Annotated in this window: 11 protein-coding genes and 1 other annotated feature; of the genes, 3 read left to right on the top strand and 8 right to left on the bottom strand. The window is 50.5% G+C overall.

Annotated elements, in window-relative coordinates; translation table 11 throughout:
• A partial coding sequence (gene nrdF, locus Q0E49_RS07090) for a class 1b ribonucleoside-diphosphate reductase subunit beta (protein WP_295747466.1) occupies positions 1–750 on the top strand: 750 nt, incomplete at its 5' end.
• Positions 751–845: 95 nt separating this feature from the next.
• Positions 846–1,412 carry a TIGR01440 family protein gene (locus Q0E49_RS07095; protein ID WP_295747468.1) on the top strand — a complete coding sequence of 189 codons (567 nt, stop codon included), beginning with the start codon at positions 846–848 and terminating at the stop codon, positions 1,410–1,412.
• Between the two features lie 63 nt (positions 1,413–1,475).
• Here the strand turns inward: Q0E49_RS07095 and Q0E49_RS07100 are convergent, their stop codons facing one another.
• The 8 genes from Q0E49_RS07100 to Q0E49_RS07135 form a co-directional block, all read right to left on the bottom strand.
• Positions 1,476–2,114, bottom strand: coding sequence for a pyridoxamine 5'-phosphate oxidase family protein (locus Q0E49_RS07100; protein ID WP_295747470.1), 639 nt, complete (start codon positions 2,112–2,114; stop codon positions 1,476–1,478).
• A 58-nt stretch (positions 2,115–2,172) separates the two neighbouring features.
• Positions 2,173–2,979, bottom strand: a complete 807-nt coding sequence (thiD, locus tag Q0E49_RS07105) for a bifunctional hydroxymethylpyrimidine kinase/phosphomethylpyrimidine kinase (RefSeq protein ID WP_295747472.1) — start codon at positions 2,977–2,979, stop codon at positions 2,173–2,175.
• Between the two features lie 136 nt (positions 2,980–3,115).
• The gene (gene rplL / locus Q0E49_RS07110) at positions 3,116–3,481 is read right to left on the bottom strand and encodes a 50S ribosomal protein L7/L12 (RefSeq protein ID WP_102280922.1); all 366 of its coding nucleotides are present in this window, start codon (positions 3,479–3,481) and stop codon (positions 3,116–3,118) included.
• Positions 3,482–3,555: 74 nt separating this feature from the next.
• Complete coding sequence (gene rplJ / locus Q0E49_RS07115) at positions 3,556–4,056, bottom strand: 50S ribosomal protein L10 (RefSeq protein WP_295747474.1); 501 nt, start codon at positions 4,054–4,056, stop codon at positions 3,556–3,558.
• A 29-nt stretch (positions 4,057–4,085) separates the two neighbouring features.
• Positions 4,086–4,202 (bottom strand) — a sequence feature (ribosomal protein L10 leader region).
• Between the two features lie 113 nt (positions 4,203–4,315).
• Positions 4,316–7,525, bottom strand: a complete 3,210-nt coding sequence (carB, locus tag Q0E49_RS07120; RefSeq protein WP_295747476.1) for a carbamoyl-phosphate synthase large subunit — start codon at positions 7,523–7,525, stop codon at positions 4,316–4,318.
• Positions 7,509–8,609 carry a carbamoyl phosphate synthase small subunit gene (locus Q0E49_RS07125; protein ID WP_295747478.1) on the bottom strand — a complete coding sequence of 367 codons (1,101 nt, stop codon included), beginning with the start codon at positions 8,607–8,609 and terminating at the stop codon, positions 7,509–7,511. The genes carB and Q0E49_RS07125 overlap by 17 nt, the downstream gene beginning before the upstream one ends.
• Positions 8,606–9,907: a dihydroorotase gene (locus tag Q0E49_RS07130; protein ID WP_295747480.1), complete on the bottom strand. Its 1,302-nt coding sequence runs from the start codon at positions 9,905–9,907 to the stop codon at positions 8,606–8,608. The genes Q0E49_RS07125 and Q0E49_RS07130 overlap by 4 nt, the downstream gene beginning before the upstream one ends.
• Positions 9,908–10,864 (bottom strand): aspartate carbamoyltransferase catalytic subunit, encoded by a 957-nt coding sequence (locus Q0E49_RS07135; protein ID WP_295747482.1) that lies wholly within the window; start codon positions 10,862–10,864, stop codon positions 9,908–9,910.
• A gap of 255 nt (positions 10,865–11,119) precedes the next feature.
• Here Q0E49_RS07135 and Q0E49_RS07140 point away from each other — a divergent pair, with 255 nt between their 5' ends.
• Positions 11,120–11,617 carry a GNAT family N-acetyltransferase gene (locus tag Q0E49_RS07140; RefSeq protein ID WP_295747484.1) on the top strand — a complete coding sequence of 166 codons (498 nt, stop codon included), beginning with the start codon at positions 11,120–11,122 and terminating at the stop codon, positions 11,615–11,617.
• Positions 11,618–11,707 lie beyond the last annotated feature (90 nt).

Genomic DNA, 11,707 nt, shown 5'->3' on the forward strand with positions numbered 1-11,707 from the left:
CTCAAGGAGGACGTCAAGACGCCACATGAAACAGCGGTACTGAACAACATCCAGTTTATGGAGTCGGTTCACGCTAAGTCCTACTCGACCATCTTTTCTACTTTGAACTCCGCCGAAGAAATCCGTGAAATCTTCCAGTGGTCAGATTCTGAAGAATTCCTGCAGAATAAGGCCGTTCGGATCGCCAACCTTTACCTGGATGACAGCGTTAACCCATTGAAAAAAAAGATTGCCAACGTCTTTTTGGAAACCTTCCTCTTCTACTCTGGTTTCTACACCCCACTCTACTACCTGGGTCACAACCAGCTAAACAACGTTGCCGAGATCATTAAGCTGATCCTGCGGGACGAAAGTGTTCACGGGACGTACATCGGCTACAAGTTCCAGGTGGGGATGCACGACCTGACGGAAAAGCAACAACAGGACATGAAGGACTGGATGTATGACTTCCTCTATGAGTTGTACGATAACGAAGAAAAGTACACTCACACCCTCTACGATACTGTTGGCTGGACCGATGATGTCCTGACCTTTATCCGTTACAACGCCAACAAGGCGCTGATGAACCTCGGCCAGGAACCACTCTTCCCAGATACTAGTTCTGACGTTAACCCCGTTGTCATGAACGGGATTTCCACAACCACTTCCAACCACGACTTCTTTAGTCAGGTTGGGAATGGTTACCGCCTCGGCGCTGTGGAAGCCATGCACGATAATGACTACCATGTTAAGGATCCGAACGAAAAGTAATAAATACTTCACTAGACCGGTGTTAACGCACCGGCCTTTTTTAGCTAGACAACGCTTTGATTCCTCCTTTATACTAGGAAGAAAGGGGTGAAACAATGACAGTAGAACTTGCAAAAGTTAAGGAGCAGGTTGCTCAAGGGGCTCAGGAGTTACTTGAGCAGGCTCACCTTCAACAGGGCGATATTTTCGTTCTTGGCATCTCCACCAGCGCCATTGCTGGAGCCAAAATGGCCAGTGCACCGTCCGCCGAAATTGGCAAGGCAGTCGTCGATACACTCTATGACCTCCTCCATCCCCAAGGGATTGAGTTGGCTGTCGAGGGCTGTGTTGAAATCAACCGCGCCCTAACTGTTGAACGGCGCGTTGCCGAAAAACATCACTTGGAAATCGTAACGGTTTACCCGTCGATGAACGCCAGTGGTGCCGCGCAAATTGCAGCCTTCCAGCGCTTTGACGACCCGGTTGAAGTCGAACATATTACCGCAAATGCTGGGATGGACATCGGCGATTGTGACATTGGCATGCACATTCAGTTTGTCCAAATTCCGGTTCGAACGTCCGTCGCGACGGTGGGCGCCGCCCATACCCGTTACTTGCGTTGTCGGCCGAAATTAATCGGTGGTGCTCGCGCCAAGTATAGCTGGGACCCATTTAAAGCATAAAAAATAAATAAGCAAGGCAGTGAGCGTGGTTGCTCACTGCCTTGCTTTGCTTCTCGGTTACCCCTACTTCTTCTCTTGCTTACTGTCCTTCTCCTCAGTTGGTTCCTGGTAAACGTCAGAGTAGTCGGCATTAACTGACGCACTGGCAAGGGCGTCCAGGTCAACCTTCGTGTTCGGGTCGCCATAAACCGTTTCCGTCCCGCTCAGTTGCCCATCATTACTACCATCCTTGATGGCTGCCGGAATATGGATCCGGGCCGAAATCTTATTGGCATCCAGCCGCCAAACAGCCACCTTGCCGAGCATTTTATCAGTATACTGCGGGTGGTTTTTGATGTAATGGTCCGTCATCACTTCTAGTCCGTGGATCATTTCGGCGTGGTCCGTCACCTTCGTAACAATCCCCTGCCCAATGACACTCTTAAACTTCGCACTGTAGTGGAACGGTTTTGGCACCAGCATGAATTCCTGACCACCGTCCAGTTCAAAACCAACATGTGGATCAGCGGCCAGCAAACGGCCCGTCGTATGCGAATCATCGCCATGGAACCAGAAGGTATACTGCCCATCGACTTCTTCGTAACCAAAATGAACCGGCGTCTGATAAATGCTTTCACCGTCGTGCATCCCAATTACCAGAACTTCCATCTCATCCAATACCTGACTAATATGTTCATGATCAAAGTATGTATCTGCTTTCATGACTAACAACTCCCTTAAAATAATGGTTTATATCACTATTTTACCAAAAAACACTATCCTAATCATCACATTGTCGCCAGCTTTGACCGGCCCAGTGGTTGAGCGGACCAAAATGCTGCCCAATCCCCAGCGGCTTTTTGATGGCGGCGACAACAAAATCATTGGCCTGCTCAATCGCTGTTAAAACCGGCTGGCCCTTCGCCAGTTCAGCCGCGATAATCGCCGAAAAAGTATCCCCTGCACCATTGGCCTTTTTAGCTTTCACAAACTCGTTGTTGATCCAAAAACTTTGACCATCAGCTAATAATACTAAACTAGAAATGACTGGCTCCTGGTCTCCTGTCGGGTGCTTGCCCTTAATCACCACGTTAGCAGCGCCTATCTGCTGTATTTGGTAAGCAGCCGTTAGCAAGTCTTCAGGAGTGGACAGCTGATGGTCAACCAGCACCTGCGCTTCAAGAAAGTTTGGTGTGATCACCGTCGCCTTTGGCAATAATTGCTGGCAAAAGACAGTGAGTGCTGCTTGATCCAGAAGGTGGTCGCCCTGTTTCGTGATAATCACCGGGTCAACAACCAGTGGAACCCCACCCGGACAACGATCAACAACCGCCTTAACAATCTCACCGTTGGCCATCATCCCGGTTTTGACCGCAGCGATCGGAAAATCTCTCAATGCAGTCAGTTCAGCTTCCACAAAGTCAACCGGCATGGTCTGAGCAGCCGTGATCCTCGTTGCATTTTCCGCCACTGCCGCTGTGAGGATCCCGTGACCATATACTCCATCAGCAAAAAAAGCGTGCAGGTCCGCCGCCAGTCCCGCGCTCCCGTTGGAATCCAAACCGGCAAGGGTTGCCACCTGTTTCATCGTCAACACCCTCCTCGTTGATCATAATTTTAAGATATCATATCCTCGCTTCCTTTGCAGGATTAACGAGCCAAAACAAAAAACCGCATGAGTGTAACACTCACACGGTTCGAAAAGTAGTTAATTGCCAGCCTGATTACTTCAGGGTAACAGTAGCACCGGCAGCTTCCAGCTTTTCCTTGATGTCGTTTGCTTCGTCTTCCTTGACGTCTTCCTTAACAGCCTTAGGAGCACCGTCAACGAGGGCCTTAGCATCCTTCAGGCCAAGACCAGTGATGTCCTTAACGGCCTTGATAACCTTAACCTTAGCTTGGCCAGGTTCAGTCAGTTCAACAGTGAAGCTGTCCTTAGCAGCAGCGTCACCACCGGCAGCACCGGCAACTGCAACTGGAGCAGCTGCAGAAACGTCAAATTCGTCTTCGATAGCCTTAACCAGGTCGTTAAGGTCAGAGATTGAAGCTTCCTTCAGGGAAGCAATAATAGCATCTTTATCAAAAGCCATGTTAATTTTCCTCCAATGTTATTGGTTTATTGTTTTTGATTTGGTTAAATCCAAGGTAAAAACTAATGACCAGCTTATGCGGCTTCGTTTTCCTTGTCGGCAACCGCCTTGACGGCCCGTGCGATCTTCCGCATTGGGTCGGACAGTGCAGATGCAAGCATGGAAAGCAGTTCGTCGCGGCTTGGCATCGTTGCAAAGGTGTTGATTTCGTCGAGAGTCTTAACATCCTTTTCGATGAACCCACCCTTGATGGACAGTTGGTCGTGGTCGTCAGCAAACTTCTTCAGAATCTTTGCTGGAGCGATTGGGTCTTCATCAGAGAAGGCCACGGCAGTAGGGCCAACGAAAGTATCCCGCAGGTCTTCGTAGCCAGTGCCTTCAACAGCCCGGTCCAGAACCTTGTTCTTGATAACGTGCATGTGCACATCGGCATCACGCAGTTGCTTACGTAAATCGGTAACTTCGGCAACTGACAAACCACGGTAGTCAACGACAATCGCTGATTCAGCGTTGTTCAGCAGTTCAACCGTTTGCTTAACGATTTCCGCCTTTTTAGCAATAGCAGCTTCACTCATTGATTTCACCTCCTGAACACAAATTGAAGATTAGGATTAAAAAATCCCTATGACCGCAGACATAGAGAAGGAATTTTATTCTTCCTCGGCAGGCAGAAGATTAAGGCTTTCGCCACCTGAGTCTTAGGCAGAGTCATATTTAAATCAACTACTAGACTTTACCATATTCTCTGGCTGCTGACAAGGGAAAATAAAAAGGAATTCGCTCTTCCCTTCAAGAAAAGCAGAATTCCTTATTTTGTTCAGTTTATCTGACAATTTATTGTTTTTCACCACGGTTGGTTTGGACCGGGTGAACGTAGAATGACCGTGATTCTAAGGCCTTCAGCAACGCATCAACCGTATCCAACGCCGTTAGCAACGGCACGTTGTAGGAAATCGCAACCTGGCGAATGATGAAGCCGTCTGACGTCTTTTCGAGGTCGTGCCCCATCGTGTTAATTACCAAGTCGACCTTGCCATCTTCGATCACCTGCAAAATATTGTGGTCGGCCTTTGGGTCTTCATGGACCTTTGTCACGACTTCCACGTGCAGGCCGTGATCCCGCAGGAACTTAGCCGTCCCCGCAGTCGCCATGATCCGGTAACCAATGGTAGCAAAGCGCTTGGCCAACGGCAAAATCTGCTGTTTATCATTATCTTCGATGGTCAGCAGCACTGTCCCGTTATCCGGAATTTGCATCTTAGCACCGGCAAAGGCCTTCATCAGCGCCTTTTGGAAGGTCTGGTCAGCACCCATCACTTCACCAGTCGACTTCATTTCTGGTCCTAAGTAGGAGTCAACGTCGGCTAGCTTATTGAAACTGAAGACTGGCGCCTTGACGTAAACATTATCCGGTTCTGGTGCCAGGCCATTCGGGTACCCTTGCGCAGCCAGCGATTGTCCCAGGATAACCCGGGTCGCCACCTGGGCCATTTCAATCCCGGTAATCTTACTTAAGAACGGCACTGTCCGACTTGCCCGTGGGTTAACTTCCAGGATATAAACCTGACCGTGACTAACAATGAACTGGATGTTCATAATCCCAATACACTTGAGGGCAATCGCCAGTTTGCTGGTAGCGTCGACAATCTGTTGCTTGACGTCGGCACTCAGTGTTTGCGACGGGTAAACCGCCATTGAGTCACCAGAGTGAACCCCGGCATGCTCAATGTGTTCCATAATTCCGGGCAGCAATACCCGCTGACCATCGCAGATGGCGTCCACTTCACACTCGGTCCCGTCAAGGTAAGAGTCAATCAAGATCGGGTGGTCAGTCGCAATGTTGGCATTCTCCGTCAAGTACTCGTCCAATTCGGCGTCGTTGTAGACGATTTCCATCGCCTTGCCACCGAGAACGTATGATGGCCGAACGAGTACCGGGTAGCCAATCTGGTGGGCAGCATCGACGACCCCCTGGTGGGTGGTGGCAGTCAAACCAACCGGCTGGTGGAGGTGCAGCCGTTTAATGGTCTCATCAAATTCTTCACGGTCCTCGGCCTTATCAAGGTCATCGACCGTCGTTCCCAGAATCTTAACGCCATGGGCATGAAGCCCCGCTGCTAGGTTGATCGCCGTTTGACCACCAAACTGGACAATCACCCCTAGTGGTTTTTCAATGTCAATAACGTTGAGGACGTCTTCCAACGTTAATGGTTCGAAGTACAGTTTATCTGAAATGGAGAAGTCCGTCGAAACCGTTTCGGGGTTGGAGTTGATGACAATCGCCTTATAGCCCAACCGTTGAATGGCCCGGACACTGTGAACGGTGGCGTAGTCAAACTCCACCCCCTGTCCAATCCGGATGGGGCCAGAACCGATTACCAGCACGGACTTGTCAGATAGTTGCTGACTTTCGTTTTCCCGGTCATAGGTACTGTACATGTAAGGCGTTTGTGATTCAAATTCGGCCGCACAAGTATCGACCATCTTGTAAACTGGCGCTAATTGGTGCTGGAGCCGGAAATTGCGAACATCATCGGCCGTCTGCTGCCAAAGGTTGGCGATCGTCTGGTCACTAAAGCCATAGCGCTTCGCCTGCTTCAGTACGGCGAGGTCGTTCGGACTAGCAGCAATGGTCTTTTCCAGCTTAACCAGGTGGTCAATAATATCCAGGAAGTAAGGAGTAATCTTAGTGAGCTCATGGACTGTGTCCAGGGAGTAGCCACGGCGAAAGGCTTCTGCCAGGTAGAAGAGTCGATCATCTTGAGCATGAACCAGCTTTTCTTCGAGGTCGGCATCGGAAGCGGTGTGTGCAACTGGTGAAAAGAGGTCTTTGACGTCAATTTCCAGTGAGCGAACCGCCTTTTGCAATGCTTCTTCAGCACTGCGACCGATGGCCATCACTTCACCCGTCGCCTTCATCTGACTACCCAGCCGCCGGTCAGCCCGGGTAAACTTGTCAAACGGCCAGCGAGGAATCTTGCAGACAACATAGTCCAGGGCTGGTTCGAACTCCGCATAAGTCGTCCCGGTAACGGGGTTCTTAATTTCGTCGAGCGTTAACCCAACCGCAATCTTGGCCGCCATTTTGGCAATCGGGTAGCCAGTTGCCTTTGATGCTAATGCGGAAGAACGGGATACCCGGGGGTTGACTTCAATGACGTCATAGTGGTAGCTGTTCGGGTCCAGCGCTAGCTGCACGTTGCAGCCCCCTTCAATCTTGAGCGCCCGGATTAACTTTAATGCACAGTCACGAAGCATCTGATATTCACGGTCAGACAAGGTCTGTGATGGCGAGAAGACGATGGAGTCACCAGTGTGAATCCCCACCGGATCAAAGTTTTCCATGCAGCAAACCACCATCGCGTTGTCATTGGCGTCGCGCATAACTTCGAATTCAATTTCCTTGTAACCGGCAATTGACTTTTCAATCAAACACTGCGTTGCCGGGGACAAGTCCAGCCCGTTTTCAGCAATCCGGGATAGTTCTGCCTTATTCTTGCAGATCCCACCACCAGTGCCGCCCATCGTGAACGCCGGACGGACGATAACCGGATAGCCAATCTGGTCGGCAAAGGCCAGTGCATCGTCCACGGTGGTAACCGTCTTGGAGGCTGGTACTGGCTCACCCAGTTTTAACATCAGTTCCTTGAACTTTTCACGGTCCTCCGCCTCATCAATCGAGTACAGTTTGGTCCCCAGTAGTTCAATTCCCAATTCGTTGAGAATTCCTGACTTCGAGAGTGAGACTGCTAGGTTCAACCCAATCTGGCCACCTAACGTCGGCAAGATTGCGTCCGGATACTCTTGACGGAGAATTCGGGAGACCGATTCTGTCGTCAGCGGTTCGATATAAACTTTGTCCGCAATCTCCGTATCGGTCATGATCGTCGCGGGGTTAGAGTTGACCAGGACCGTCTCATAACCCTCTTCACGCAGGGCCAGACAGGCCTGGGTTCCTGAATAGTCGAATTCGGCGGCCTGCCCAATAATAATTGGGCCGGACCCAATCACCATAATTTTGTGAATATCAGTTCTCTTTGGCATCGTGGGCTTCCTTTCTCCGTTGGTCAACCATACTCATAAAGTCATCAAAAATTGATACCGCATCGTGCGGACCTGGGGCAGCATCCGGGTGGAATTGGACCGAGAATGCCGGGTATTGACGGTGCTGGAGACCTTCAACGGTATTGTCGTTAATTTCTACCCGGGTCACCATTAGTGGCGTCTTGGCAATTGATTGCGGGTCAACCGCGTAACCGTGGTTCTGCGAGGTAAAGGCGATTGTCCCGGTTGCCAGTTCACGTACCGGGTGGTTAAAGCCACGGTGCCCAAACTTCATTTGGTAGGTGTCGGCACCATTAGCCAGCGCGAAGACCTGGTGACCCATGCAAATCCCAAACAGTGGCAGGTGTTTCTCCACTTCACGAACCATTGGGAAGGCTACCGCCATCTCTTTCGGGTCGCCGGGACCATTGCTGAGCAAGACGCCGTCTGGTTTGAGGTTGAGGATCTGTGAAGCTGGCGTATCATACGGCAAAACAATCACGTTGCAGTCGCGCTTCGCCAGTTCCCGCAGAATACTGTTTTTCAGCCCAAAGTCGACCACCACAATATTTCGCTTAGTGCCAGGGTTAGGGAACGGTGTCTTGGTGGAAACTTCCTGAATAATATTGGCTGTTGGGTTTGCCTGTTTTAACTCGGCTGCTACCTGGTCAGCATCGTCAACACTGTTGGCCAATCGACCACGGAGCGTACCATGAACCCGTAATTGGCGAACCAATTCACGCGTGTCAATTCCCTTTAATCCGGGAATCCCATTTTGTTCCAGGAAGTGCGGCAGGGTGTCCTGCATTCGCCAGTTGCACGGATGGTTGGCAACTTCTCGACAAATCACTCCCTTGATATGAGGCTGTAACGATTCATAGTCGTCTAACGTTACCCCATAGTTACCAATTAGTGGGTTAGTAAAAACCAGGATCTGATTAGCATAAGACTGGTCAGTGATTGCTTCCTGGTAGCCAGTCATTCCGGTAGTAAAGACAACTTCGCCCGTCGTTGACCGGTCAGCCCCAAAGGCTTCCCCCTCAAAGACTGTCCCGTCTTCTAAAATCAGGTACTTTTTACTCATTTCCGGTCCTCCCTTTGGTAAACCACGCGACCGTCAACCATCGTCAATACCGTTGTTCCGTAAACAGTATCACCAGTGAATGGGGTGTTCTTCCCCTTGGACAGGTACTCATCGTCGCTCAGCACGTGTGAACTCTTCAAATCGAAGATGGCGATGTCGGCTGGCAAACCAGGCGCTAGCCGCCCGGCCCCCTTAAGCTTAAAGACGTCAGCGGGAGCGTCGGTCAACCAGTGTAACAACTGCTCGAGACTAAAGATTCCCGGTTTGACAAATTCGGTGTAAAGCTTGTTGAAACAGGTTTCGCTGCCGGTAATCCCATTCGCCGCGTGGAGCAAGTCATCATGGGGCTTTTCACTGTCAGCGTGTGGTGCGTGGTCGGTCGCAATCATGTCAATCGTCCCATCCAATAGGCCACCGATCAGTGCTTGCCGGTCCTCTTCATGACGAAGCGGTGGGTTCATCTTGTAATTGGAGTCGCAACCGACAATTTCGTCATCGTTGAGCAGCAGGTGGTGGGGAGCAACCTCACAGGTGACGTTCAACCCCATTTCCTTGGCAATCCGGATCAATTCCAAACTTTCCTTAGTTGAAACGTGACACATGTGATAGTGACCGCCAGTAGCCTGGCAAAGAATCAGGTCACGAGCTAGCTGGGAAGTTTCGCTGGCACTGATCTTGCCAGGGACACCGAGTTGTTTGGCTTTCTTGCCTGCATTGATCACCCCGCCAAAGGTCAGTGAGTTATCTTCAACGTGGGCCGCGACGATGCTGTCAGTTTCAGCCGCCTGCTGAAGAGCCCGGTACATCACTCCAGCCGTTTGAATACCATTACCGTCATCTGAAAAGGCAAAGGCTCCCGCTTGCCGCTGTGCCGTAAAATCAACCACCTGCTTTCCCGCCCGGTCAACCGTTACCGGTGAGTACTGCTTGATATGGATGACGCCCTCTTTGGCGTTACGGTCCTCCATCGCTTTCATTTTTGCCGCTGTGTCTGGCGTGGGATCGACGTTGGCCATGGCCCCCACAGTGGTAAACCCACCGTGCGCTGCCGCCAGTGAACCGGTGTGAATGGTTTCCTTGTAAGTTTGCCCCGGTTCCCGGTAGTGGACGTGAACATCGACCAATCCGGGGGTGACCAGCAAGTTACTGGCATCAATCACTTCGTCAGCTAGTTGTTCATCAACCAGGTGGTGACCCATCGCTGCAATTTGACCATCAGTGATTAACACGTCAGTGTGCACCAGCTGGCCCATGACATCAACCAGGCCACTCTTGATTAAAGTTTTATGGGTTGGCATCTATTTCAAACCTCCTAAATTGCGACCGCGCATGACACTTTCCAACATTGCCATCCGCATGAAGACCCCGTTTTGCACCTGGGTCACATAAGCCGACTTTGGTGCTTCTACCAAATTGCCAGCCAGTTCCACCCCGTGGTTAATCGGACCTGGGTGCATAATAATGGCATTTTCCTTCATCGCGTCATAACGTTGCTGGTTGATCCCGTACTTGGCAAAATATTGTTCCTTGTCAAACGACTTTTCGTTCGGATCACCGGCGTGGCGTTCATGCTGGACCCGCAACAAGTTCAGTACGTCGACCTGGCCGACCAGCTCGTCGATTGGTAAGAAAGTTCCGTAGGCATCAAACTGGTGGTCATACCAGTATGAGGGGCCCGAGAAGTAAACCTTGGCGCCAAGTTTGTTGAGCATTTCCATGTTGCTGCGTGCAACCCGGGAATAGTGAATGTCACCAACAATTGCCACCTTCAAACCTGCAAAGTGACCAAAATGTTCGTGAATGGTCATCATGTCTAGCATGCACTGCGATGGATGCTGACCATTACCATCACCAGCATTGACAATCCCCATGTCCAGGTGCTGGTACGGTTGTGGATGAATCAACGGTTCGTAAAAGCCGTTTTGTGAGTGCCGCATCACGGCCAGGTCAACTCCCAACGCATTGAGCATCAAGAGAGTGTCATAAAGCGTTTCCCCTTTGCTCATTGAACTGTGTGCAGTATCCACCGGCAATTCAGTCAAGCCCAGTTTGCGTTCAGCCATCCCAAAGCTATTGTGGGTCCGGGTCGAATTTTCAAAGAACAGGTTAGCAACGTAAACCGGCTTAGTCAGTTTTTCTACCGCTCCACCAGCCTTGAAATACTCTGCCCGGTTAATCAGCTTCATTACAGTCTGCGCATCTAAGTCCTTGACGGTCACAAAGTTTTTCTTTTCCACCAGTTGTTGTGTCTTCATGAGTTCCTCCTCTGGATTACTCCACAAAAAAACGCCCACACCACCCGTGAAGGAAGTGTCGGCGTTTGGTTAGAGTTCACCACTCGAACTCATTTTATCCGTCATCACCTTGCTAGCCTCACGGGACTAACGTTAAAGGTTTGTTGACCATAATGTACCCTCTCTGCCAAGAATTGTCAAGCTGGTCTAGTTGCTTTCCCTTGTTGAATCGCTAGTCAGCCGTCATAATAAGGGAGTGATAAGGAGAGTGGAAAAATGGCAGAAGTAAGTTGGCGAAAGGCAACTAGTGGCGACTTGCCCCAGATCGTAGCGATTTATAACCAGGCGGTTAGGCATGGCATTGCCACCGATGACGACCAGCCACAAACGGTTAGCAGTCGTCAAAAGTGGTTTCATTCGTACGATGACCACCATCCGTTGTGGGTGGTGGAAAAAGCAGGCCAGGTTGCTGGCTGGGTCGGGTTGGAAGTGTTCTTTCCTCACCCTAATTTTGCCCAAACGGTAGAAATCTCCATTTATTTTGACGACCAGTTTCAACACCAGCACCTCGGGTCCGCAACCCTGGCGTTCATTGACCAGCAGGCCCGCCACCTGGGAGTTAAAACCATTGTGGCCCACATCTATGAGCGTAACCTGCCCAGCCAGCAATTATTTCAGAAGAACGGCTACCATCACGCTGGTGAACTGACCAACATTGCGGTTATCCGTGGAGAAAACCGGTCGGTTGAGACCTACCTTAAACACTTTGAATAACAAAAAAGACCGCTCTGACGTGTACCCCCAGAGTTGGAAATTCAACTCCGAGGGTATTTTTATGGCTAAAATTAGCATCAATACGAAGAT

Source organism: uncultured Limosilactobacillus sp. (assembly GCF_934202235.1).
Lineage (GTDB): Bacteria > Bacillota > Bacilli > Lactobacillales > Lactobacillaceae > Limosilactobacillus.

What these genes read in the sequence shown, in the direction of transcription:
- Q0E49_RS07095 (WP_295747468.1), top strand. Translation starts at nt 846, where the DNA reads ATGACAGTAGAACTTGCAAAAGTTAAGGAGCAGGTTGCTCAAGGGGCT.
- Q0E49_RS07100 (WP_295747470.1), bottom strand. Translation starts at nt 2,114, where the DNA reads ATGAAAGCAGATACATACTTTGATCATGAACATATTAGTCAGGTATTG.
- thiD (WP_295747472.1), bottom strand. Translation starts at nt 2,979, where the DNA reads ATGAAACAGGTGGCAACCCTTGCCGGTTTGGATTCCAACGGGAGCGCG.
- rplL (WP_102280922.1), bottom strand. Translation starts at nt 3,481, where the DNA reads ATGGCTTTTGATAAAGATGCTATTATTGCTTCCCTGAAGGAAGCTTCA.
- rplJ (WP_295747474.1), bottom strand. Translation starts at nt 4,056, where the DNA reads ATGAGTGAAGCTGCTATTGCTAAAAAGGCGGAAATCGTTAAGCAAACG.
- carB (WP_295747476.1), bottom strand. Translation starts at nt 7,525, where the DNA reads ATGCCAAAGAGAACTGATATTCACAAAATTATGGTGATTGGGTCCGGC.
- Q0E49_RS07125 (WP_295747478.1), bottom strand. Translation starts at nt 8,609, where the DNA reads ATGAGTAAAAAGTACCTGATTTTAGAAGACGGGACAGTCTTTGAGGGG.
- Q0E49_RS07130 (WP_295747480.1), bottom strand. Translation starts at nt 9,907, where the DNA reads ATGCCAACCCATAAAACTTTAATCAAGAGTGGCCTGGTTGATGTCATG.
- Q0E49_RS07135 (WP_295747482.1), bottom strand. Translation starts at nt 10,864, where the DNA reads ATGAAGACACAACAACTGGTGGAAAAGAAAAACTTTGTGACCGTCAAG.
- Q0E49_RS07140 (WP_295747484.1), top strand. Translation starts at nt 11,120, where the DNA reads ATGGCAGAAGTAAGTTGGCGAAAGGCAACTAGTGGCGACTTGCCCCAG.